The following is a 24,275-nucleotide window of genomic DNA, read 5'->3' as shown; positions in this document are numbered from 1 at the left end:
AGGTTGTCGATCTTCAACATGATGAGTCTCCTGAATGGCTGGTTGGTTGGCTGAGCATGATTCGTTGCGCTCGCAGCATCATTTGCGAGAGCCGTGCCAGGCGTGTTCCCGCCGCTCGATATTTTTTATAAGTCATTGATTGGCATAATGAATTTTGAATTCATTATGTGTTGAACCATGACGACAGGTGCGGGTGCCGCCGCTGAGTGTCGGGTCTGGCGAGACAGCGAGGCAAGGACCTGTCGCTGTGCGCCGAACATCGCGTCCGGTCTATCCGGGCAGCACGAAAAAAAGCCCGCTTCGGGAAGCGGGCAAGTCCTCCGGAGAAGGAAGACGACGTGGCACAAATCACGAAGAGACGCGCTCTTCGTGCAGGCGTGCGGTTCGGCTCTGAGACGTCCCTTCCGCTTTTTTCGGTTTGTCTAGACCGGCTTGGCCTCCTTCATCTCTCTCACCTCCTTGACGGCGCACGCGCTCGAATACCGTGGCGCTGCTTTCAGCAGCGCGCGGCCCTCCCAATACGAAACCAGCTTGCCCAGCGCGCCCGACTCGCTGAGATCGCCGAACGCCTCGATGCGGATCGACTGGTCGATACCGCCCACGCACAGCGGCACGAAGCCGCTCAACGCAATCAGATACGCGACGGCGTCGCCGGCCGCGAGGTCGTCGGCGGCATAGAACAGCACGGCGGGATCAGGCCAGCGGTTGGCAGCCGCTTGCATCGACTCCGGACGGATCGACGCAAATGCCTTGACGAACTTCGTGCCGGGCGGCATCAGCGCCGCAAGGATCTGCCCGGCGGATTCCTCGTCGGGAAGGATCTTCATGACGCCGCCCTGGCCGTCTGGCGCAACCGGATTCGACGGATCGACCACGATCTTGCCTCGCAACGCCTCGCGGTAACGCTCGAACAACTCCTGAATGGCGCCGAAGCGGATGCACGGAATCACGATGTCGGCGCGACGGATCGCCTCGCTGACACTGACGGCGCGCGCGCGGCCATTGCATTGCATCGCGAACGCCAGCGACTTCCTGTGATCGCGATCCGCGATCAGGATGGACTCGCCTGCGAGCGCAAGACTGCGCGACAGGTGAGTGCCGATCTGATCGAGACCGATGATTGCCGTTTTCATGGATTCCCTTGTGCCATGACGATTGCGTGCGTCGCACGGGCGCTGTGGTTCGTTCTCACGCCGCCGCGAAGCCGCCTCCCAGGGCGCCGGCGCCGTCGCTGATGCGCAGGTCTTCCACCTTGCCGTGCAGCCGGAGCGGCGTGGCGCCGCGGCCGTGCGTGAGCAGCCCGCCATCGACGGTGATCTTCCGCACGGCCGCGCCGTTGCGGATGCAGAGCGCCGTGGCATCGAGCGTGACCACGACCCCCTTCACCATCGACTCGCCCGCCGCACCATGTGTCTCGATGCCGCGACGAACCGTCAGCAAGCCGAGCGGGCGGCTCACCTGAATGCCGACTGCGCCATCCGCATGCGTGACGATGCGGTCGATATCGGCGAGCTGCACGGTGCCGTCGTAGTCGCTGAAGCCGCGCGCGCCGAAGCCGAAGGTTTCGATCGTCGCGTGGGTCCGCAACATGCCGAGCGTGCCGAAGTTGACGAAGCCGGTGGCGCTCGGGCCGTAGGACGTGAGCTTCTCCTCGGCGATCCACGAGCCGACGGTGCCCCAGTTGTCCAGCACCATGTCGTTCGCGCCGTAGGTCGTCACGGGTCCGCGGTTGTGCACGATCTCCACGCAGGCGCCGGATGAAACGAACACGCCGCCCGCAATGCGATCCGCCGTGCCATGTTCGATACCGCCATCGCTGTGAATGGCCCCGGTTTCCATGCGGCCGACGATCAGCTGGCCGCCGGTATCGCCCGCGCCGCCGACGAAGATGCCGCTGCCGTTCACCGGCGCGCCGCCGCGTCCGGCGCTGACGGCCGTGAGGTCGGCGGTGATGGTCACGAAATGGTCGTCGTGCTGGTTCCAGACGGTGAAGACACCCGGTATCACTTCGACGCCATAACCGCGATGCCGGGTTCCATGGGCACGCGCATCGGCCGCGACGATGTCGATGTTTTCCGCCGCGATATGGCCGCTGCGGACGTTGTCGCGCGCCAGCAGCTGCACCACGCCGCGCGTCCGGAGATCATGCAGGTCGATGCGCCCGAGGCGCGTCACGCTCGTGTCGTTATGGATGGCGCGCCGGTCCGCATCGGCATTCAGCTCGATGCGCGCGATGCAGTTGTCCGTCGTCAGCTGCACGCCGTCCTCGCCCTTCGCGAAGTGCAGCTTCACGCGGCCACTGGCGCCGCTCAGTGTCTGGCCGGGCAGCAAGCGGAAGCCCGGCATGTCCGCGATGTCGGCGGTGACGGCGATATGGTGAACTTCCGCGTTCGATACGGCCTCGAGCAAACCGGCCAAAGTCGATACGTTGCGCTCGCTTGCGCTCATGAGAGAGGTCCGTGACGAAATTTGTGTCAAAAGTAGTCACAGACGGGATCGCCGCCTAGGGGGCGGCGCGCGAAAGCGGGGTTCGGCGGGTTCGAACTGCCGTGCGGAAGCGTTCAGCGGTTCACTGCCGCTCCCCGCCCGCCAGCGTTTCGATGATGCCCACGAGTTGCGCGCTCATCGGCATGTCGAGGCTGGTGCCCGAAGGGAGGCGGGTCAGGAACCAGCGCGTGTACTGGCGCTCGATCTCGCCGTCGGCCGCGAGTTGCTGGAAGGTGTCCTTCACCACTTGCGCGAGTTGCGGATCGTCCTTGCGGAACATGATGCCGTAGGGCTCGTACGACAGATAATCGCCCGCCACGCGGTAGGCGCCGCCCTTGCCGGCGTTCGCGGCGATCAGGCCGTAGAGGAGGACGTCGTCGGTGGCGAAGGCATCGGCCTGGCCGTCTGCCACTTGCGCGAAGCCCTGTGCGTGATCCGGCACGACCTGGATCTGGATGCCGAGCTGGAACTTCTTGTCCAGTTCGCGCAGCGCGGCTTCGTTGGTGGTGCCGGACGTCACCGCGACGCGCTTGCCCGCGAGATCGCGGAAGGAGTTCATCGGCGCATCCTTTCTCACCATCACCTTGGTGCCGGCGACGAAGATGACCGGCGAAAAGGCCACGCGCTTCTGGCGCGTGAGATTGCTGGTGGTCGAGCCGCACTCAAGGTCCACTTTGCCGCTGGCGACGGCGTCGATGCGCGTGTCGGGCGTGACCGGCACCCAGCGGATGGTCAAGGTGCGGTGAATGGACGTTTCGATGGCCGCGACGAGCGACTTGCACAGTTCGATGGAATAACCAATGGGCGCGCGGCGTGCATCGAGATACGAGAACGGCACCGACGCATCGCGATAACCAATCGCGATGGTGCCCGAGTCGCGCACCTTCGCGAGCGTACCGGTCAGCGTGGCGGGCGCGTAGGGGTCGTTGACGGGGCGCGGGGGCTGCACGTCGTCGTCGGCGGCATGCGCGGCGAATGTGGCGAACGACAGCGTGAGCGCAGCCCACGCCACGCCCTTCCAGAAGCGCGGCATCTTCATGAGACGCTCCTCTTCAGACCTGTGCGGGATGCGCCAGCGAGGCGTCCTGTTCGGCTTCGATGCGCGCGGCATTGGCGTCCGCGTCCCGCTCCGACAGCAGTTCGCCTTCCCACTTCGCCACTACCGCGCTGGCGATGGAATTGCCCACCGCATTGGTCGCGGAGCGGCCCATGTCGAGGAAGGTATCGACGCCCAGGATCAGCAGCAAGCCCGCTTCCGGAATGTTGAACTGGTTGAGCGTCGCCGCGATCACGACCAGCGACGCGCGCGGCACGCCCGCCATGCCCTTCGACGTCAGCATCAGGATCAGCAGCATGGTGAGCTGCGTGGTCAGCGACAGGTGGATGTTGTAGGCCTGCGCGATGAACAGCGACGCGAAGGTGCAGTACATCATTGAGCCGTCGAGGTTGAACGAGTAGCCCATCGGCATCACAAAACTCGAGATCTTGCGACGGACGCCGAAGCGGTCGAGCGCATCGAGGATCTTTGGATAGGCGGCTTCCGAACTCGCCGTCGCGAACGACAGCATGAACGCTTCCTTGATGAGCGAGAGCAGCTTCAGCACGCGCCGCCCGAGGAAGAAGAAGCCCGCGAGCGCGAGCAGCCCCCACAGGATGAACAGGCTCAGATAGAAGTCCGCCATGAAGACGGCGAACTTCATCAGGATGGACAGCCCGTTCACCGCGACGGTCGCGGCCATCGCGGCGAGCACCGCCAGAGGCGCGAGTTTCATCACGTAGCCGGTGATCTTGAGCATCACGTGCGAGAGCTGGTCGATGGCATCGAGCAGCACCTTGCCCTTTTCGCCAAGCGCGGCGAGTGCGACGCCGAAGAACATCGAGAACACGACGATCTGGAGGATCTCGTTGTTCGCCATCGATTCGGCAAAGGAACGCGGCACCATGTGGCCGACGAAGTCCTTCAGCGTGAATTTCGAGGTGGCGAGATTCGCGGAGGCACCGATGTCGGGCAGCGGCAGACCGAGGTTATCGCCGGGTCGCAGCAGGTTGGACATCAGCAGGCCGAGCAGCAGCGAGACCAGCGAGGCGGTGACGAACCACGCGAGCGCCTTGGCGAACACGCGTCCGACCGAGGCGGCGTCGCCCATGTGCGCGATGCCCACCACGAGCGTGGAGAAGACAAGTGGACCGATCAGCATCTTGATCAGCCGCAGGAAGACATCGGAGACGAGGGAGATGTAACCGGCAATCTCGGTCGCGGCTTTCTTGTCTGGAAAGCTGGTGAAGACCATGTAGCCAAGCCCGATGCCGATAACCATGGCGACCAGGATCCAGACGGCGGACGAACTCTTCTTCATCTCCAAACCTCCATGGTTTGCATGTCAATCAGATTGCATGTCAAATTTCGGATGGAACGGGCGATGCGAGATTTCCGGCACTGCTCAGATTCTACTGCGGCTTTTTAATGGCGTCGCTTGCGAAAAAATAGCGGAACGCGGATGAGTCCGGGCGACCTTCAGCCGCCGCACGCATGGATCAGGAACTGCTGCAATGCGGTAGCGGGGCCGTTCAGCGTGGCGCCCTTGCGCCAGATCATGCCGGCTTCCATGTGGGGAATCACGTCGTGCACGGGGCGCGCCTCGATGCGCTTGCCTTCCAGCGACCACGGCCGGAACACCATGTCGGACAGCACTGTGATGCCGAAACCGTGGGCCACGAGGCCGCGCAGCGCTTCCATCGAACTCGTGCGGAAGGCGACCGCCGGCTCGATGCGCTTTTTGCGCCAGTAGCGCATCGTGGAGTGCTCGCCTTCGTCGACGGTAATCATGATGTAGGGATGCGCGGCGATGTCCTTCAGCGACACCGCCTCCTGCTGCGCCAGCGGATGCGAAGGCGCGACCCACAACTGCCGGCGCGAGCGCATCAGCACTTGCGTGTGGAAGCGGCTGGCGCGTTGCAGGTTCGAGAGCAGCACCACACCGATATCGATGTCCCCGTTCGCCACCGCGGTTTCGATGTCGGCGCGCTCCATGTCGCGGAGATCGAACTCGATGAACGGATAGGTCGCGCGAAAGCGCGCCAGCAACTCCGGCAGGAAGTAGCCGAGCAGCGTGTACGAGGCCGCGATGCGCGCGACGCCGCGCATGTCGTGCGAACGGAACGGCGGCTTGTGCATGGCGTCGCGGGCGGCGTCGAGCACGCGGCGCGCGTGATTGTGGAAGTCCTGACCGTCGGGCGTCAGCGCGACGCCTTGCGGCAGGCGTTCGAACAGTTTCGTGCCGAGCGCGTCTTCGAGCGCCTGCACGGCGTGTGTGATCGCTGATTGCGACACGTGCTGGTTGGCGGCCGCCATCGAGAACTGGCCGGTTTGCGCAGCGGCCACGAAATAGCGCAACTGCCGCAGGGTGAGGTCGAACGTCATCTGATTTTCAGATACCAGAGTTGTTTATTCGTGATTTTACGATGAGGAGGCCGCTTTCTATACTCGGGAAAAATCAAAAATTCCCGAAATCTGGAGACGAGCCCCCATGAATGCACCCGATCGCGCCGCGCTGGCTTTAGCCGATGTTTCACTCGACGACAAATACACCCTGGAGCAAGGCCGCGTCTACCTGAGCGGCACGCAGGCGCTGGTCCGTCTGCCGATGCTCCAGAAAGCGCGCGACCGGCGGGCGGGGCTGAATACGGCGGGCTTCGTGTCGGGTTATCGCGGATCGCCGCTGGGCGCGCTCGATCAGTCGTTGTGGAAGGCGAAGGCGCATTTGAAGGAACACGACATCGTGTTCCAGCCGGGCGTGAACGAGGATCTCGCGGCGACCGCGATCTGGGGCACGCAGCAGATCAACCTGTGGCCCGGCGCCACGCGCGACGGCGTGTTCGGCATGTGGTACGGCAAGGGCCCGGGCGTGGACCGCACCGGCGACGTCTTCAAGCACGCGAATTCGGCCGGCACGGACCCGCATGGCGGCGTGCTGGTGCTCGCGGGCGACGATCATGCGGCGAAGTCGTCGTCGGTCGCGCATCAGTCGGATCACGCGTTCATTGCAGCGGGCATGCCGGTGCTGTATCCGTCGAACGTGCAGGAATATCTCGACTACGGCCTGCATGGCTGGGCCATGAGCCGCTACTCGGGCCTCTGGGTGGCGATGAAATGCGTGACCGACGTGGTCGAGTCGACTGCGTCGATCGATCTCGATCCGGACCGCGTGCAAATTGTCACGCCTACCGATTACGCGATGCCGGAAGGCGGCCTCAATATCCGCTGGCCCGATGCGCCGCTCGCGCAGGAAGCCCGCCTGCTCGACGAAAAGTGGTATGCGGCGCTCGCCTACGTGCGCGCGAACAAGCTGAACCGCGTCGTGATCGATTCGCTGACGCCGCGCTTCGGCATCATCACGGCGGGCAAGGCTTATCTCGATGTGCGCCAGGCGCTGATCGACCTCGGTCTCGACGACGCGACCTGCGCGCAGATCGGCCTGCGCGTGCTGAAAGTGGGCTGCGTATGGCCGCTCGACGCGCAGGACGCGCGCGCGTTTGCCACGGGTCTCGAAGAGATTCTCGTGGTCGAGGAAAAACGCCAGATCCTCGAATATGCGCTGAAGGAAGAGCTATACAACTGGCGCGAGGATGTTCGCCCACGCATCTACGGCAAGTTCGACGAACGCAATAACGAAGGCGGCGAATGGTCGGTGCCGCGCGGCGACTGGCTATTGCCGGCGCATCACGAACTCTCGCCTGCGCTGATCGCGAAGGCGGTCGCGCGGCGTCTTGCGCATCTTGATCTTCCCGCTGACGTGCGCGCGCGCATGCTGGCGCGGGTCGCGACCATCGAGGCGAAGGAGCGTGAAGCAAGCAAGCCGCGCGTGGAGGCCGAACGCAAGCCGTGGTTCTGCTCGGGTTGCCCACATAACACCTCGACGCGCGTGCCCGAGGGTTCGCGCGCGCTCGCGGGGATCGGCTGCCACTACATGTCGATGTGGATGGACCGCAACACGGAGACCTTCAGTCAGATGGGCGGCGAGGGCGTGGCGTGGATCGGCCAGATGCATTTCTCGGGCGACAAGCACGTCTTCGTCAATCTCGGCGACGGCACGTATTTCCATTCGGGTCTGCTGGCGGTGCGCGCGGCGATTGCAGCGAACGCGAGCATCACCTACAAGATTCTTTATAACGATGCAGTGGCGATGACCGGCGGCCAGCCCGTCGATGGCGTGCTGACGGTGCCGCAGATCGCGCATCAGGTGTTCGCGGAAGGCGCGAAGCGGATCGTCATCGTGACGGACGAGCCGGAGAAGTACGATGCGACGGTCGTGCTGCCGCAAGGCGTGAGCGTGCATCATCGCGACGAACTTGACCGCATCCAGCGCGAACTGCGCGACACGCCGGGCACCACGATCCTCATCTACGACCAGACCTGCGCCACCGAAAAGCGCCGGCGCCGCAAACGCGGCACCTATCCGGACCCGGCCCGCCGCGCGTTCATCAACGACGCCGTGTGCGAAGGCTGCGGCGATTGCTCGGTGCAGTCGAACTGTCTCTCGGTCGAGCCGCTGGATACGCCGCTCGGCACCAAGCGCAAGATCAATCAGTCGGCGTGCAACAAGGATTTCTCGTGCGTGAAGGGCTTCTGCCCGAGCTTCGTGACCGCCGAGGGCGCGCAGGTCAGGAAGCCGCGCGCAGCGAAGGGCGCGACGCCCGACTTCGACGCGCTGCCCTTGCCCGCGCTGCCCGAGTTGGCGAAGCCGTATGGCGTGCTCGTGACGGGCGTCGGCGGGACGGGCGTGGTGACCATTGGCGGATTGATCGGCATGGCCGCGCATCTCGAACGCAAGGGCGTGACCGTGCTCGACATGGCCGGCCTCGCGCAGAAAGGCGGCGCCGTGCTGAGTCATGTGCAGATCGCGCCCACGCCGCAGGCGCTGCACGCGACGCGCATCGCGACCGGCGAAGCGCGGCTCGTGATTGGCTGCGACGCGGTGGTGTCGGCGTCGAAGGACGTGTTGTCGCGCACGCGGCACGGCATCACGCATGCAGCGATCAACAGCGGCGCCACGCCGACGGCCGACTTCATCACCGACGCGAACTGGCGCTTTCCGGGCGCGCAGACGGAACAGGCGTTGTCGGAGAGCATGGGCGAGGGCTGCGCGTTCATCGACGCCAACGCGCTCGCCTTGAAGCTGCTCGGCGACACGCTCTACGCCAATCCGCTGTTGCTGGGCTTCGCGTGGCAGAAGGGCTGGCTGCCGCTGGAACTCGCGAGCCTTACGCGGGCCATCGAACTGAACGGCGTGGCGGTGGAGAAGAACAAGTTGGCGTTTGGCTGGGGGCGTTACGTGGGGCAACACGGCGTGGGCAGCTTGCTCGATGCCGGCCAGCAGACCATCGTGCTGAAGATGCCCGAGTCGCTGGAACACGTGATCGCCACGCGCGAAGCTCTGTTGACCGCTTATCAGAACGTGGCGTATGCGCGCGCTTATCGCGACGTGGTCGAGCGTATCCGCGCCAAGGAGCAAGGCCTGGGGGGCCATACGAAGCTGCCGCTGACGCGCGCGGTCGCGGTGAACCTGGCGAAGCTGATGGCGTACAAGGACGAATACGAAGTGGCACGCCTTTATGCCGACCCGGCATGGCTCGACAAGCTGCGCGAACAGTTCGAAGGCGAGCCGGGCCGCGACTACGCGCTGTCGTTCCATCTCGCGCCGCCGCTGTTCGCGAAGCGCGACGAGCACGGGCATCTCGTCAAGCGGCGCTTCGGCGGCTGGACGCTGCATGCGTTCCGGGCGCTTGCGCGGCTCAAGGGCGTGCGCGGCACGCCGTTCGATGTCTTCGGCAAGACCGCGGAGCGCCGCGCCGAACGTCGGATGATCGCGGACTACATCGCCCTGGCCGATGAACTCTGCGCAACGCTCGACGACGCGCGTTTCGACACGGCCTTGCAACTCGCGAAGCTGCCGGATGAGATTCGCGGCTTCGGCCATGTGAAGGAACGCAACATGGCGGCGGTGCAGGTCAAGCGCGAGCGGCTGCTCGCAGGCTATCGCGCGCCGGTGGAGTCCAGGGCGACGGCCTGAGCGCCATAGACGTCGAGCGCGGCCGCCTTCAGCGCGCACACCATGGTTTCCGTGGCGGGCGTGAGCAGGCGGTCGGCGCGCGTGACGATGCCGTAGTCGTCCATGCGGCAATCCATCTGCACGTTCAGGATCTCCACGATGCGGTGGCGCGTGTAATAGCGCGCCACGTCTTCCGCGAGCACGGCGATCATGTCGCTCTGTTCGAGCAGTTGCGTGACGAACAGGATGGCCGCCGTTTCGACCACGTTCGACGGCGGCGCGAGGCTGGCGCGCTGGAACATCAGGTCGAAGCGATGCCGCAGCACGCTGCCGGCCGGCGGCACGAGCCACGCAGCCTGCTGCACGTCGGCGAGGGCCAGCGTCTTTCTCTTCAGCAACGGATGCCCCGCGCGCACGACGGCGCGCGCCGGTTCGCCCGCGAGCGGCGCATAGCGCAACTGCACGTTGTCATGTTCCGCCGACAGGCGTCCGATCACGATGTCGAGCTTGTCCTGCGCGAGACGTTCGAGCAGTGCATTGCTGCCGTCGATCTCGACGGAAACGCGAATGTCCGCATGCAGTCGCTTGACCGCCGCGACGGCGGCCGGGAGCAGCCGCACGCCGGGCGACGTGATCGCGCCGATGCTCACGTGACCGAGCCGTCCCGACTGCAACGCGAGCAGTTCTTCCTGCGCCTGGTCGAGACTGCCGAGCACGGCGCGCGCGTGGCGGATGATCGCTTCTCCATACAGCGTGGGCCGCACGCCGCGCGGCTCGCGGTCGAACAACGTGACGCCGAGCGCTTCTTCCAGTTCGCGCAGGGTCTTGGATGCCGCCGGCTGCGTCATGTTGAGCGCCGCCGCCGCGCGATGAATATTGCCTTCCTCCGCCAGCGCCGCGATCAATAAAAGTTGGCGCGTCTTCAGGTGATTGCGGACGTTCGAGACACTCGTATTCATGAATGAATTCGGGTTATTACTAATGCCTGAATGGTTATCGATGGAGTCCATCTTTTCATTAGTAGATTATCACCCGCAGGCATACACTCGGGCGCATAACGAACTGACCCGGAACAGACACATGTCCGCCCCCAAGCCCAAGCTGCGCTCCGCGCAATGGTTCGGCACCAATGACAAGAACGGCTTCATGTACCGAAGCTGGATGAAGAACCAAGGCATTCCAGACCACGAATTCGACGGCAGGCCGATCATCGGCATCTGCAATACCTGGTCTGAACTCACGCCCTGCAATGCGCATTTCCGCAAGGTGGCGGAGCACGTGAAGCGCGGCGTCTACGAGGCAGGCGGCTTCCCGGTCGAGTTCCCGGTGTTCTCGAACGGTGAATCGAACCTGCGCCCGACCGCCATGCTCACGCGCAATCTCGCCGCCATGGACGTGGAAGAAGCGATCCGCGGCAATCCCATCGACGCCGTCGTGCTGCTCACCGGTTGCGACAAGACCACGCCGGCGCTGCTGATGGGCGCGGCCAGTTGCGACGTTCCGGCGATCGTCGTGACCGGCGGCCCGATGCTCAACGGCAAGTTGGATGGCAAGAACATTGGCTCGGGCACGGCGGTGTGGCAACTGCACGAGTCGCTGAAGGCGGGCGAGATCGACCTGCATCAGTTCCTCTCGGCGGAAGCGGGCATGTCGCGCTCGGCGGGCACCTGCAATACCATGGGCACCGCGTCGACGATGGCGTGCATGGCCGAAGCGCTCGGCACCTCGCTGCCGCACAACGCGGCGATCCCCGCTGTCGATGCACGCCGCTACGTGCTCGCGCACATGTCGGGCATCCGCATCGTGGAGATGGCGCTGGAAGGTCTCACGCTCTCGAAGATCCTGACGCGCGAGGCGTTCGAGAACGCGATCCGCACGAATGCGGCGATCGGCGGTTCGACCAACGCGGTGATCCACCTGAAGGCGATCGCGGGGCGCATTGGCGTGCCGCTGGAGCTGGAGGACTGGACGCGCATTGGCCGCGATACGCCGACCATCGTCGATCTGATGCCGTCGGGGCGCTTCCTGATGGAGGAGTTCTATTACGCGGGCGGGCTGCCCGCCGTGCTGCGGCGCCTGGGCGAAGCCGGGCTCATTCCGCATCCGGACGCGCTGACCGTCAACGGCAAGTCCCTGTGGGACAACGTCAAGACCGCGCCGATCACCAATGACGAAGTCATCCGCACGCTGGATCATCCGTTGATCGCCGACGGTGGCATCCGCGTATTGCGCGGCAATCTCGCGCCGCGCGGCGCGGTGCTGAAGCCGTCCGCCGCCACGCCTGAACTGCTGAAGCATCGCGGCCGCGCTGTGGTGTTCGAGGATCTGGAGCACTACAAGGAACGCATCGTCGATGAATCGCTCGATGTCGACAAGGACTCCGTGCTCGTGCTGAAGAACTGCGGTCCGAAGGGTTATCCGGGCATGGCCGAAGTGGGCAACATGGGCTTGCCGCCGAAGCTTCTGCGCCAGGGCATCAAGGACATGGTGCGCATCTCCGACGCCCGCATGAGCGGCACGGCCTACGGCACGGTGGTGCTGCACGTGGCGCCCGAAGCGGCGGCGGGCGGGCCGCTGGCAGCGGTGCGCGACGGCGACTGGATCGAACTCGACTGCGACGCCGGCACGCTGCATCTGGACATCGGTGAAGAGGAACTGGCGCGCCGCATGAGCGACCGGCAGCCGCCGCGTATGCATGGCGAAGGCGGTTATCAGCGCTTGTATGTGGATCACGTGCTGCAGGCGGACGAGGGTTGCGACCTCGACTTTCTCGTCGGCATGCGCGGCGCGGCGGTGCCGAGACATTCGCACTGAGTGCGCTCAATGAACTTCCAATGAGGACGCCAGCATGAGCCGTCACGCCAACCCGCGCTATCGCGGCATCTTTCCGGTCGTGCCGACGACCTTCACCGACAGCGGCGAACTGGATCTGGAGAGCCAGAAGCGTGCGGTGGATTTCATGATCGACGCGGGCTCGGATGGTCTCGCGATCCTCGCCAACTTCTCCGAGCAGTTCTCGCTGGCCGACGACGAGCGCGACATCCTTACGCGCACGATCCTCGACCATGTGGCGGGACGCGTGCCGGTGATCGTCACCACGTCGCACTACGGCACGCGCGTGTGCGTGGAGCGCAGCCGCCGCGCGCAAGAGCTTGGCGCCGCGATGATCATGGCCATGCCGCCGTATCATGGCGCGACCTTCCGCGTCCCCGAGAGCGCCATCTACGCGTTCTATGCGCGCCTTTCGGATGCGCTGACGATCCCCGTGATGATCCAGGATGCGCCCGCCGCCGGCACGCCTCTATCGGCGGCGTTCCTGGCACGCATGGCGCGCGAGATCGAGCAGGTGTCGTACTTCAAGATCGAAACGCCGGGCGCGGCGAACAAGCTGCGCGAGCTGATCAGCCTCGGCGGCGAAGCCATCGAAGGCCCTTGGGACGGTGAAGAAGCCATCACGCTGCTTGCCGATCTGAACGCGGGCGCGACCGGATCGATGACGGGCGGCGGTTTCGCGGACGGCATCCGGCCGATCATCGAGGCGCATCGCGAGGGACGTATCGACGACGCTTTCGATCTCTATCAGCGCTGGCTGCCGCTCATCAATCACGAGAACCGTCAGGCCGGCTTGCTGGCGACCAAGGCGCTGATGAAGGAAGGCGGCGTGATTGCGTGCGATGCGCCGCGTCATCCGCTGCCTGCGATGGGACGCGAAACGCGCGACGAACTCATCGCCATCGCGCGCCGTCTCGATCCGCTGGTGTTGCGCTGGGCCCGCTAGGGTATCGTGACGCCTTCATCAAAGGAGACAGGACATGGAAGGAGTCGTTCGGTTGGGCGTAGTGGGCATCGGCAAGATCGCGCGCGATCAGCATTTGCCTGCCATCGCTGCCCAGCCAGGATTCGAACTCGTCGCGTGCGCGAGCCGTCATGCGAGCGTGGACGGGGTGCGCAACTATCGGGATATCGGCGAGTTGCTGGCTGCAGAGCCAGAGATGGAAGCGGTGTCGCTGTGCGCGCCGCCGCAAGTGCGCTATGAGCAGGCGCGCGCCGCGCTCGAAGCCGGCAAGCATGTGATGCTGGAGAAGCCGCCGGGCGCGAGCGTGAGCGAGGTCGAGGCCTTGCATGAGATTGCCCGGGGGCGTGGCCGCACCTTGTTCGCGACGTGGCATTCACGCGCGGCGCCCGCAGTGGAACCGGCGCGTGCATGGCTCGCTTCGCGCGAAGCCGGAGCGCTCCGTTCAGTGGAAGTGCGCTGGAAAGAGGATGTGCGGCGCTGGCATCCGGGGCAGGAGTGGATCTGGGAGCCGGGCGGACTCGGCGTCTTCGATCCCGGCATCAACGCGCTGTCCATCGTGACCCGGATCCTGCCGCATGAGGTCGCATTGCGCGGGGCGACGCTGACCACGCCCGCCGATACCGCCACGCCCATCGCCGCCGAACTCGATTGCGTCGCGAGCAATGGCGCGCCGGTGCGCGCGGTGTTCGACTGGCGTCATGGGCCGGTCGAAGAGTGGGACATCGATATCGAAACGGAGGGCGGCCGTCTGTCGCTGCGTGAGGGCGGCAAACGGATTGCCATCGCGGGCAAGGAGATCGAGGTGGGACCGGAGCGCGAATATCCCGCGCTGTACGAGCGCTTTCACGAACTCATCGCGACGAATACGAGCGACGTGGACGTGCGCCCGTTGCGTCTCGTCGCCGATGCGTTCCTGAATGGGCGCATCGTCGGCACCGAAGCCTTTGGGCGTTCATGACGCCCGATAAGGCGCGCTCCGCGACGCATTGACCGCGCACACATCGCCCTCCGGCGCAGCGCGCACATTCGCGTGCCGCGCTACGAGCGGAATGCGTCGCGGCTGGCCCGGCGCGAGGTGAAACCAGTCGGTGCGCGCGCGATAGTCCGGGTCATCGACATGCACCCAGCGCGCCAGCTGCGCGGTTTCAATCACGAGACTCCAGCCATCCCCGTCTTTCTCCACGCTCGCCTTGAGGCCGATGTCGCGCCGCTCGCCGATGGAAGGATCCGGGAAATGGAAGGCTTCGGACAAGGTCTCGCCGGTGTCGGCATCGCGCAGGATCACGTGCGTGACATCATGCGCACGCGGGCCGAAGCGATACGCATAGGCGCTGTCGAAGAAGGCGCCAATCAGCCGGTTCGATGAAATGCGCTGCACGCTGCGCGCTTTCAGCACGACATCGCACGCGCCGCCCGCAACCTTGACCGACCCTTCACGCAGACACGCCAGTTCCACACGCCCGCGAATCTCGTGCGCCGTTTCATTGACGAGATGCACGTCGAGGCCTTCGAGCCCTTCGTCGAGCAGCAGGGCCTGCACGGGTTGCAGCACGCGCGCGAGGCCATGCAGCGCGCTCTTGGGCGCACCGAGCACGTCGATGACGCCCCAGCCCGCGCCCGGTCTCACATCGAGCAGGTTCCAGACGATGCCGCCCGCGCAGGTCGAGCCTTGCCTGCGCCACTCGGAGAACACGGCGCCGATCACATCGGCGACCACTGCACGCGACAACTCCAGATAGCGCTCGGGATTCTCGTAGCGCAAGCGCGGCACGTCCTGCCGATAGAGCGACTGCATGTAGTACTCGCGCACATCGTCGAAGTCCCAGGCGGAGCCCGGATCGCGCGGCACGCCCGCTTTCCAGCGCGGTTCGTGCGCGCGCGGATTCGGCAGCGCGCGCAATGCGACATCGTCGGGCACGTTGGCGAACGCGAGACACTCCGAGGCGAAGCGGACCTGGGCGCGGCGAATGTCGTCGAACGAGCGCTGATACGCGGGCACGCCGTAGTAATGCGTGATGCCGCCGCGCGTGCCGAAGGGCATCGACTCGGTATCGCCGGGCGCGGCGCTCGGCGAGTTCACGACATAGGCGACATCGGGCCGCTCGGTGGCAATCGCCTCGGGCAGCCACTCGGTGAACAGGCGTTGCTGATAGGCGTCGAAGGGCAGGCCGAGCATCGCGGCCTGCTGATGCACCTCGCTTCCACCGCACAGCACGGCCAGCGCAGCAAAACGCCGCGTGCGTGCGAGGAACTGGCGGGCTTCACGCTGCACGCTCAGGCGAAAGGTTTCGTCATCGGGATAGTCGAAGTTGGCGAACGCGAAGTCCTGCCAGACGAGCACGCCGTAACGGTCCGCGAGTTCATAGAACGCGTCCGACTCGTACAGCGTGATGCCGCTGACGCGAATCATGTTGAGACCCGCGTCGCGAACCATCGCGAAGAGGGCTTCGAGCTTCTCGTACGGCGCATCGAGCGCGACGATATCCGCCGAGGTCCAGCACGCGCCGCGCGCGAACACGGGCACGCCGTTCACGACCGGCTGAAAGCCCTGGCCGTCCGCGCCGCGATCGATATGCATCGTGCGAAAGCCGATCTCGCCCAGCGCGATGTCGCCGAGCTTGACCGCGTAGCGGAAGGGCTCGCCGTGCGTATGCGGATACCACAGGCGCACGTTCGGTATCTGCACGCGGCCGGTCAATGTATGCGCGTCCTGCCATTGCATGGCAGCATGTTCGTCGCCGCATTCGAGCCGCACCGGCGCGGCCTCCTGCGCATGAAAGAAGCGCACGGTGACATCGAGCACGCCGTCAGTGCCTTCCACGCGGGAGCGCATGTCGATCGACTCGATGCAGCCCTGCGCTTCTCCAATCAGTTCGACTGCGCGCCACGGTCCAGCCGGCTGGATCGTCGGACACCAGCCGGCCATGTGACCGAGCAGCGTCGTACGCACGTTGCGTAGCGTGGCCGGTTGCGCGAGCTTCGGACGCCAGCGCGCACGGCCCCGTTTCGCGGCGAGCGCGGGTGCGATGGAGCGGAAGCACAGGTGCAGCACGTGCTCACCGCTCAGCTCAATGTCGAGATCATGCGCGATGAACATCGAATCCGAGTCGAGCAGCTTGTCGTCGTCGAGCCAGACTTCGGTGATGGTCGCAAGTCCATTGAAGCGCAAGCGGCGCTTGCCGTGGCCGCTGAGCTCGAGACGATACCAATGATCCGCATGCGCAAACGGCTGCGCCAGCGCTTCGTCTTTCACGCCGGTTGCGCGCAATGCCGAAGCCACCGTGCCCGGCACTTGCGCATCGATCCAGTGGGTCAGCGTGTCGAGCGAAGCCGGCGTCGCGCAGGCACCCGCAGGCGTGCTCGCGCATTGCCAGCCGTCGGCGAGGCGTCGCGGCGCGTGCGCGAGCGAGACGTGCATGACTCTTCCTCGTGAATGGAATAAGAGAACAATGAAGAAGCCGCGTCATCACGACGCAGCTTCGGTCTTTAGAGAAAGCGCGCGGCGAGCGGCTCGATGACCTTGTCGTAGGAAGTCTGCATCGATTCGAGGCAGTCTTCGCAGAGGTCGGTGCGCGAGCGCATGCGGGCGCGCGCAAGACGGAACTGCATGACCATCGCTTCGCTTGCAATTGCTTGAGCGCTTGCCTGGATCTCGCCCGGCACGTCCACACCCTGTGCATTCAGCCAGCCGAGATACTTCGACAGCAACTCGAAGTTCGAACCGATCTGACGCATCATGTTGAAGGTGTAGAGGTGGTAATACGCCGGGTCGCGTTCGAGCATCGTACGCATGTGCTCGGGGAACGCCGCACGCCATTGCGCCACCGGATTCGACGCAGGCCGGTCCAGCAGACGCAGCTTGAGCAATTCCACCGAACGCTGCACGAGCGCCTCGCCTTGCAGCGGATCGCGCGCGCGCTTCACGAACTCGACGTACGGGAACAGCGCCTGGACGTCGCTCGCGAGATCGGGCGTCAAACGGAAGACACCGTCATAGTCCTCGCCGGACAGCGAGAAATAGCCCGCGTTGTGAAAGTACGTGATGCGCTTCGCTTGCGCATCGATGGCGTCGATGGCGATGGTCGTCTTCGTATGCGTCTGCCGGTACGCGGTGGCGCGCGTATCCGGCAGCCAGTACGAATCCATCTCCGCGACCACCATCCGGCCGCGCTTCGTCTGCTCGATCACGTGCGCCTCGACCGTGTCGTAGATCGCGAGCTCCTGGGCCTGAAGCCCGTAGAGCCGCGCGATATCGTCGAGCGAGAACTTCGGGAACGTGAACTGATCGCCCTCGAAGTCCTGCGTCACGGTGAAACTGAGCGCCGCGTGCGGATCGCAGCCATAGTGATGCAGCAGCTCGATCCACAAGTCGACGTAGCAGTTCGTCTCCAGCCACACGCGCTCGTCGCGATGCAGCGCGTGCTGGCGATATTCGCCAGGCGCGGGCGCGGACGTATCCGTCACGGCATCAGCCGGCGAGCGTGCGTTCATGCCCGGTTACCCAGTTTGTCGAGACCCTGGGCGATGAGCGCGGCCTTGTCGCCCCACAGCAGCTGGCGCACCTGCTCCGGCCATGCGTTGACGTCGAGGCCGTGATGGCGGAACAGCGCAAGCGTCGTGCGTTCCATGCCGAAGCCCACGCAGGCCGTGTGCGCGACCTGCTCGTCGGCCTGGCTGATGTGCCACAGCTCGCCGAAGTGGTCCTGGTGATAGTTGAACGACAGGCACGCGGTGGGACGGTCGGGCGTGGCGACGGGCACCAGCAATTCGAACTTGAGTTGCTGTTCGCGCTGGCTGTCCGCGACGATCTTGCCGCCCCGGCCGAAGAACGGGTCGTTGGCGAGATCGATCTCGTACGGCAGGCCCAGCAATTCGATCAGCAGCGAGCCGCGCTCGATCCACTTCTGGCGGAACGCCATCACCTGTTCGGGGCTGCCCACGCGGATGTATTCGCGCATGCGGAACATCTGCATGCGGCCCGGATCGATGGACGGCTCGTGACGGAAGCAGTACGAGAACGCGTCGAAGATCGCGCCGTCGGCGGCGAGCTTGCCGCGCTTCGCGACCAGCGGATAAATCGGATAGCATGCGGCCGGCGTGAGCACCAGACGCGTGGGCTTCTGCTGGTCCATCCAGTCGTCGGAGCGCTCTTCTTCTTCGCCGACATGCACGATCTTGTCCAGCGCTTCGAGCAGGCGATGATGCCCGCGATCGTTGCCCTGGAACGAATGGATCGTGCCGGCGAGGTTCGGGAAGCTCTTCAGGTACTCGCTGTCTTCGAAGTCACGGCGGCGCATGGCCGGCGGGAAGCGCAGCACTTCGGCGTGCTGGTCGGCGCCGAGCAGCGTGATCGCCTGGTTCAGGCGTTCGACGATGTCCTCGAACACTTCGCTGCGGCCATAGAGGCCGTCTTCGCCGGTATCGATCAGGATCCCGGCTTCCATCAAACGATCCCGCAAGGTCAGGTCCGATTTGTCGTACGGTGCCTGTGTCTCTTGTGTTTGAGCTTGTGCTTCGGCCTGCATCATGGCGGCCTGTTCTGTCGGCATGTTCATAGCGTCAAAGGGTTCCCGTTGCGGCGCGCTGCGCAAGCAGCAGGTTCGCCGTGTTCAATTCAATGCGGTCGTTGCTGATCATCAGGGGCGCCGAGTGCAGATCGCGCAGATGGCGTCCCACGCTGAACGGCGTGTCGTTCTTGTAGCCGGCCATGCCGCAGATCATCAGCGTCTCCTGCACCACGTGCAGCGCCGACTGCGAAATCGCCAGCTTGAGCATGTTGAGGTCCACGTTGATGCCGATCGACGCCGTGAGCGGCGCGTCGTCGTCATTGCCCTGCGTGGCCCGGCGGCGGATGGCGCGCTCGGCGCTCGCGGCCTCGACGTTGGCGAGCGACTCACGCAGACGCGACTGCATCATCTTGATGAGCGTGATGATCTGCGAGAGCCGCGCCGCCGACGGGGGCAGGGCGGGCTTGCCGCGCGCCTGGTTGCGGAAGAACTGATGCGCGCGGTTCGCCGCATCGCAGGCGATGCCGCACCATACGGCCGACCACAACGTGTGCGATACGGGCAGCATGCTTTCGTCGGCGATCTTCGAGAACGGCGCGGGCAGGATCTGCTCGGCGATGCCGCTTGCCGTGAGCCGATGGCCCTGGCTGCACGTACCGCGCATGCCGAGCGTGTCCCACGTGCCGCGCTGTTCGAGCGTGAGCGTCTCGCGCGGCGCTACGATCAAGACCTGATCCGAAGGCGGTGCATCCGGATGACGGCGCGCCGTCACGAGAATGCAGTCCGCGTAGGTGCCGTACGAAATGGTCGGCGCCATCTTTTCGATCTGGAACGCGTTGTCGACGAGATCGACCGCGCATGCGCTCGTCCGCATGTTGCCGCCGATGTTCTCTTCGGACGTTGCCGACGCGAGCAGCAGTTGCTCGTTCACCATGCGCGCGAGGAACGCGCGCTGCCAGGCCACGTTCGCGCCATGATCGACGATGCACACGACCTGGCTCTGGTGCATGGCATAGATCATCGCGGACGAGGCGCAGCCCTGGGCGAGGGCTTCGCACAGGCGGGCCACGCCGGTCAGCGAGAGCCCGTCGCCGCCGTGTTCTGTCGGCACCATCGCGGAGAAGAGACGCTCCTCGCGCATCGCAGCGACCGCTTCCGCAGGAAAGCGCGCTTCACGATCCACTGCATCGGCGTGCCGGGCCGCTACCGCGGCGACACGCTTTGCAGCATCGATCAACGCGCTTTCGCTACGTGCGTTCATGCTCTGTGCCAGTTGCGCCGCCTCGAGCTCCTGAGCGGGCGCGTTCATGCGTCCGCCTGCGAGCGGCGCAACTCCTCGACGGCGGCGGCGAGCGAATCGACGCTCGAAAAGAGCCGGCGCGTGAGCATGTGATCGGGGATCTCGATGCCGAACTCGTCTTCTATCGCGAGCATCACGTGAACCGTGGCGAGCGATGAGAGACCGGCGGCGTAAAGGTCGTCGCTGTCGGAGAGCGTGTCGATAGGCACGTCGAGCCGAGCGGACTCGGCGAGGATGCGGCGCAATTCAGTTTTCATTGTCTGTGTTTTCCCTTGTACCCGGCCAACGGTGCATTAAATCCGGACGGCGACGTAGCGTGGTGGTCGAATGTCGCCTTCGCTCCGGGGCGAAGTCGGGGTGGTGTTGTTCACTTTCGTGAAGACGATTTCACGAGAGCCCTCGCACTCACCTTCTTGTTTGTTGTTTGATCGTATTTAACGAATTACGAGGCCAGGGCGTCCGTGCGATGCCGCACGGTGGGCCTTCAAGAGCAACAGCGTGTTATGTGCGATATCCGGCACGGAGCGATTTGCACGGATCCTTCAGACTGGCCACTGCCATGCTTCAGGTAAGTCCTGCAGCTTTCACAGACATGCGCCTTGCAAAAACTATGCGAGACTGCAAGCCATTTGAAAACATGATCCACGGGGTAAGGTAATTGGTACTGTTCTCCTTTTTGCTGGGCTTCGTCGCGCTATTTGTCGTGTGGAAGAAACACCGCGTGGCCATCCTGCTGGCGGCATGCGCCTTTTTCTGGCTGGTTGGAAGCTGGCTGGCCGGACCGTTGATGCGGCTGGCAAACGACGGGCATGCCGTCATGAACGAACCGCGTCTGGGCCCGCGCACGGTCATCATCGTGCTAGGCGGCGGGACAGACTACGACAGCAATCGGCAGTTGATTCCGAAAGGCGACAGCATCACACGCGTAGATCTGGGCGCATCGCTGTACCGGCGCTGCCGCGCACTCGAAACGGACTGTCTCGTGATCGTGAGCGGCGGCAACCCGCAGCGTCACGAGCAAAGCGAAGCGGATGTCATCGGACCTTTGCTGCTTGAACGGGGCGTCGACAGCCGCGACCTGATCCTCGACAACACGAGTCTCGACACTTACGCCAACGCGCGCAATACGGAGAAAATCCTACGGTCGCGGCGATACGACACGTCGATTCTCGTGACGTCATCGCTGCACATGCAGCGCGCGCTGCTGGCTTTTCAGGTATTCGGCATCGATCCGCAGCCCGGCGTGGCCTTCATACGGAATCCCAAGTCATGGTGGGTGCCGCATCCTGAAGGATGGATCGATTCGAACTTCGCGCTGCACGAGCTGATCGGCATCATGCGCTTTCACGTGTGGCACTGGATCGGGCTGTATCCGGGATTGCAGCCCGGCGCTCAGCGTTGAAGTGCTTCTTTCAGATAGCGCGCGGTGCGGCTTTCGGCGTGCTTCGCGACCGCGTCGGGAACGCCCGTCATGACCACATTGCCGCCGTCCTCGCCCGCACCCGGACCCATGTCGATGACCCAGTCGGAATGCGCGGCCACGCGCATGTCATGTTCGACGACGACGACCGTGTTGCCCGCATCGACCAGGCCTTGCAGCTGGCGCATCAGGCGGTCGACGTCGGCGGGATGCAGGCCGGTGGTGGGTTCGTCGAGGATGTAGAGCGTGTCGCCGCGATGGGCGCGCTGCAATTCCGTGGCGAGCTTGATGCGTTGCGCTTCGCCTCCCGATAGTGCAGTGGCGGGCTGACCGAGGCGCAGATAACCGAGTCCGATGTCGCGCAGCACCGCAAGGGCCCGCATGATGCCCGGTTCATCGGCGAAGAACGCGCAAGCGGCATCGACGCTCATGTCCAGCACTTGCGCGATGTTCTTGCCGTGCCATTCGATCTCCAGCGTCTGCGGGTTATAGCGTGAACCGTGACAGGTCGAGCATGACGTGTAGACGCTCGGGAGAAACAGAAGCTCGACACTGACGAAGCCCTCGCCTTCGCATGTGGGGCAGCGTCCCTGGGCGACGTTGAAGGAGAAGCGGCCCGCGCCGTAGCGGCGCTTGCGCGCGCTCGGGGTGTCCGCAAAGAGCTTGCGGACGTGATCGAACAGGCCGGTATAGGTCGCGAGATTCGAACGCGGCGTGCGGCCGATGGGCTTTTGATCGACGCGCACGAGACGCCGGATCGTCTCCATGCCTTCAACGATGCTTCCGCCAGCAGGCGTGTCCGGTGCGGCGAGCAACGGGTCGGCTTCGTCTTCCGGGGTGTCGTCGAGGGCGCGTCCGAGGTGCTCGGCGACGAGCTCCGGCAATGCCTGGCTGACGAGGCTCGATTTGCCCGAGCCCGAGATGCCGGTGACCGTGGTGAAGGCGCCGAGCGGAAACGCGGCATCGACGCCATCGAGGTTATTGCGCTCGATGCCTTTGAGCTTGAGCCAGCCGCGCGGCCGGCGCGGTTCGCGTTCCACTGCACGATGGTGCGCGAACAGATGCTCGCGGGTCTGCGAGGCATCGACGGCTGCAAGGCCTTCAGGCGGGCCGCTGTACAGCACGTGACCGCCGCCTTCGCCCGCCGCCGGACCGACATCGACGAGCCAGTCGGCGCGGCGCATCGTGTTCAGATCGTGCTCGATGACGAACAGCGAATTGCCCGCGGCCTTGAGACGCTGCAACGCGACGAAGAGCGCCTCGTTGTCCGCGGGGTGAAGTCCCGCCGAGGGTTCGTCGAGCACATACACGACGCCAAACAGTTGCGATGCCAGTTGTGTGGCGAGCCGCAGCCGCTGCAACTCGCCGGACGAGAGCGTGGGCGTCGCACGGTCGAGCGACAGATAGCCGAGGCCGAGATCGATCAGTGTCCGCTGCCGCTCCCGCAGTTCGTCGGCGAGGCGTGCGGCAGCGGCACGCTTTTCGTCCGAGAGATTCGCGGTGCGGCGTATGTCGGGCGCCGCCTTGTGCGCCGAGCCGCCAGCAGCGACTCGCTGGGCGGTCGCCGCGTTGCGGGCGGCCTTGCCCAAGGTCTCGCCATGCGGCTGCGGCTGCGCGGACCAGTCGCCGCGCGCGATGGGCGCGAGCAGATCGGCGAGACGGTTCATCGGCAGATGCGCGAAGTCGGCGATGTCCAGTCCCGCGAACGTGACCAGGAGCGCTTCTTTCTTCAGCCGCTTGCCGTGACAAGAAGGGCAGTCGCTGCCCACCATGAAACGCGATACGCGCTTCTTCATCAGTGCGCTTTGCGTGTGCGCGAAGGTATGCAGGATGTAGCGGCGCGCGCCCGTGAAGGTGCCCTGATAGCTCGGCTCGGCGCCGCGCTTCAATGCCGCGCGGGTTTCCTTCGGCGTGAGGCCGGCATAGACCGGTGCGGTAGGCTGTTCTTCGGTGAAGAGGATCCAGTCGCGGTCCTTCTTCGGCAGATCGCGCCAGGGCGTGTCGACGTCATAGCCGAGCGTCACGAGGATGTCGCGCAGGTTCTGGCCATGCCAGGCGGGCGGCCATGCGGCGATGGCGCGCTCGCGAATGGTGAGGGAGTCGTCCGGCACCATCGACTTCTCCGTGACCTCGTACACGCGTCCGAGACCATGGCAAACGGGACACGCGCCCTGCACGGTGTTCGGCGAGAAATCCTCCGCGTAGAGCATGGGCTGCTTTGGCGGATAGCTGCCCGTACGTGAGTACAGCATGCGCACGAGGCTGGACAGCGTCGTCACGCTGCCCACCGAGGAACGCGCATTCGGCGCGCCGCGCTGCTGTTGTAGCGCGACAGCGGGCGGCAGGCCCTCGATCGAATCGACCTGCGGCACGCCGACCTGTTCGATGAGCCGCCGGGCGTACGGCGCGACCGATTCGAAGTAGCGGCGCTGTGCTTCCGCGTAAAGCGTACCGAATGCCAGTGACGATTTTCCGGAGCCCGAGACGCCGGTAAAGACCACGAGGGCGTCGCGAGGGACGTCGACGTCGACGTTTTTCAGGTTGTGCTCACGCGCGCCGCGAACGCGCACGAAACCTGCTCTGGACTTATCGGAGGCGTCGTTGCGCGTGGCGACAGGGCGGTTGGCTTTGCGGACATCCATGGCAAGAGTGGTGATGATTTCGAGGCAAACGCTGTGAACGCGGTGAAGGCGCGGATGGGGTGCATGCAGCATGC

The 24,275-nt window shown here is 64.9% G+C and carries 17 protein-coding genes; 5 read left to right on the top strand and 12 right to left on the bottom strand.

Features of this window, described 5'->3' with window-relative positions; all coding sequences use genetic code 11:
* Positions 1 to 422 precede the first annotated feature (422 nt).
* The 5 genes from QCE88_RS27640 to QCE88_RS27620 form a co-directional block, all read right to left on the bottom strand.
* On the bottom strand, positions 423 to 1,133 hold the full coding sequence (locus tag QCE88_RS27640) for an NAD(P)-binding domain-containing protein (protein ID WP_309908063.1): 711 nt from the start codon (positions 1,131 to 1,133) through the stop codon (positions 423 to 425).
* A gap of 55 nt (positions 1,134 to 1,188) precedes the next feature.
* Positions 1,189 to 2,448 (bottom strand): hypothetical protein, encoded by a 1,260-nt coding sequence (locus QCE88_RS27635; RefSeq protein WP_309908062.1) that lies wholly within the window; start codon positions 2,446 to 2,448, stop codon positions 1,189 to 1,191.
* Positions 2,449 to 2,569: 121 nt separating this feature from the next.
* A complete protein-coding gene (locus QCE88_RS27630) occupies positions 2,570 to 3,526 on the bottom strand; it encodes an amino acid ABC transporter substrate-binding protein (protein WP_309908061.1) in 957 nt (318 codons plus the stop codon).
* 13 nt (positions 3,527 to 3,539) lie between these two features.
* The gene (locus QCE88_RS27625) at positions 3,540 to 4,844 is read right to left on the bottom strand and encodes a dicarboxylate/amino acid:cation symporter (RefSeq protein ID WP_309817039.1); all 1,305 of its coding nucleotides are present in this window, start codon (positions 4,842 to 4,844) and stop codon (positions 3,540 to 3,542) included.
* 158 nt (positions 4,845 to 5,002) lie between these two features.
* The gene (locus tag QCE88_RS27620; RefSeq protein ID WP_309908060.1) at positions 5,003 to 5,908 is read right to left on the bottom strand and encodes a LysR family transcriptional regulator; all 906 of its coding nucleotides are present in this window, start codon (positions 5,906 to 5,908) and stop codon (positions 5,003 to 5,005) included.
* A 106-nt stretch (positions 5,909 to 6,014) separates the two neighbouring features.
* Between QCE88_RS27620 and QCE88_RS27615 the strand changes: the two genes are divergently transcribed.
* Positions 6,015 to 9,557 carry an indolepyruvate ferredoxin oxidoreductase family protein gene (locus QCE88_RS27615; protein ID WP_309908059.1) on the top strand — a complete coding sequence of 1,181 codons (3,543 nt, stop codon included), beginning with the start codon at positions 6,015 to 6,017 and terminating at the stop codon, positions 9,555 to 9,557.
* Here the strand turns inward: QCE88_RS27615 and QCE88_RS27610 are convergent.
* Positions 9,521 to 10,495, bottom strand: coding sequence for a LysR family transcriptional regulator (locus QCE88_RS27610; protein ID WP_309908058.1), 975 nt, complete (start codon positions 10,493 to 10,495; stop codon positions 9,521 to 9,523). The genes QCE88_RS27615 and QCE88_RS27610 overlap by 37 nt on opposite strands.
* Before the next feature lie 121 nt (positions 10,496 to 10,616).
* Between QCE88_RS27610 and QCE88_RS27605 the strand changes: the two genes are divergently transcribed.
* Genes QCE88_RS27605 through QCE88_RS27595 form a run of 3 tightly spaced genes read left to right on the top strand, consistent with a single transcriptional unit; the run spans position 10,617 to position 14,290 of the window.
* The gene (locus tag QCE88_RS27605; protein ID WP_309908057.1) at positions 10,617 to 12,350 is read left to right on the top strand and encodes an IlvD/Edd family dehydratase; all 1,734 of its coding nucleotides are present in this window, start codon (positions 10,617 to 10,619) and stop codon (positions 12,348 to 12,350) included.
* Positions 12,351 to 12,384: 34 nt separating this feature from the next.
* Positions 12,385 to 13,314 (top strand): dihydrodipicolinate synthase family protein, encoded by a 930-nt coding sequence (locus tag QCE88_RS27600; RefSeq protein WP_309908056.1) that lies wholly within the window; start codon positions 12,385 to 12,387, stop codon positions 13,312 to 13,314.
* Positions 13,315 to 13,348: 34 nt separating this feature from the next.
* A complete protein-coding gene (locus QCE88_RS27595) occupies positions 13,349 to 14,290 on the top strand; it encodes a Gfo/Idh/MocA family oxidoreductase (protein ID WP_309908055.1) in 942 nt (313 codons plus the stop codon).
* Here QCE88_RS27595 and QCE88_RS27590 read toward each other — a convergent pair.
* From QCE88_RS27590 to QCE88_RS27570, 5 genes are all read right to left on the bottom strand, one after another.
* Positions 14,285 to 16,750 carry a glycosyl hydrolase 2 galactose-binding domain-containing protein gene (locus QCE88_RS27590; protein ID WP_309908054.1) on the bottom strand — a complete coding sequence of 822 codons (2,466 nt, stop codon included), beginning with the start codon at positions 16,748 to 16,750 and terminating at the stop codon, positions 14,285 to 14,287. The genes QCE88_RS27595 and QCE88_RS27590 overlap by 6 nt on opposite strands.
* Positions 16,751 to 16,818: 68 nt before the next feature.
* On the bottom strand, positions 16,819 to 17,823 hold the full coding sequence (locus QCE88_RS27585; RefSeq protein ID WP_309908053.1) for a DUF1839 family protein: 1,005 nt from the start codon (positions 17,821 to 17,823) through the stop codon (positions 16,819 to 16,821).
* Complete coding sequence (locus QCE88_RS27580) at positions 17,820 to 18,887, bottom strand: amino acid--[acyl-carrier-protein] ligase (RefSeq protein WP_309908052.1); 1,068 nt, start codon at positions 18,885 to 18,887, stop codon at positions 17,820 to 17,822. Before QCE88_RS27580 ends, QCE88_RS27585 begins: the two co-directional genes overlap by 4 nt.
* Before the next feature lie 4 nt (positions 18,888 to 18,891).
* Entirely contained in the window at positions 18,892 to 20,148 is a 1,257-nt protein-coding gene (locus QCE88_RS27575; RefSeq protein ID WP_309908051.1) for an acyl-CoA dehydrogenase family protein, read from the bottom strand.
* On the bottom strand, positions 20,145 to 20,396 hold the full coding sequence (locus QCE88_RS27570) for an acyl carrier protein (RefSeq protein ID WP_309908050.1): 252 nt from the start codon (positions 20,394 to 20,396) through the stop codon (positions 20,145 to 20,147). Before QCE88_RS27570 ends, QCE88_RS27575 begins: the two co-directional genes overlap by 4 nt.
* Before the next feature lie 401 nt (positions 20,397 to 20,797).
* Between QCE88_RS27570 and QCE88_RS27565 the strand changes: the two genes are divergently transcribed.
* Complete coding sequence (locus tag QCE88_RS27565; protein WP_309908049.1) at positions 20,798 to 21,541, top strand: YdcF family protein; 744 nt, start codon at positions 20,798 to 20,800, stop codon at positions 21,539 to 21,541.
* Here QCE88_RS27565 and QCE88_RS27560 read toward each other — a convergent pair.
* On the bottom strand, positions 21,532 to 24,201 hold the full coding sequence (locus tag QCE88_RS27560) for an excinuclease ABC subunit UvrA (protein ID WP_309908048.1): 2,670 nt from the start codon (positions 24,199 to 24,201) through the stop codon (positions 21,532 to 21,534). The two genes, QCE88_RS27565 and QCE88_RS27560, sit on opposite strands and share 10 nt — an antisense overlap.
* Between the last annotated feature and the right edge of the window lie 74 nt (positions 24,202 to 24,275).

The sequence above is a fragment of the Caballeronia sp. LZ035 genome (assembly GCF_031451175.1).
Classification (GTDB): domain Bacteria; phylum Pseudomonadota; class Gammaproteobacteria; order Burkholderiales; family Burkholderiaceae; genus Caballeronia.
The sequence above is the reverse complement of the archived record's forward strand: the minus strand, read 5'-3'. Positions and strand labels throughout refer to the sequence as shown.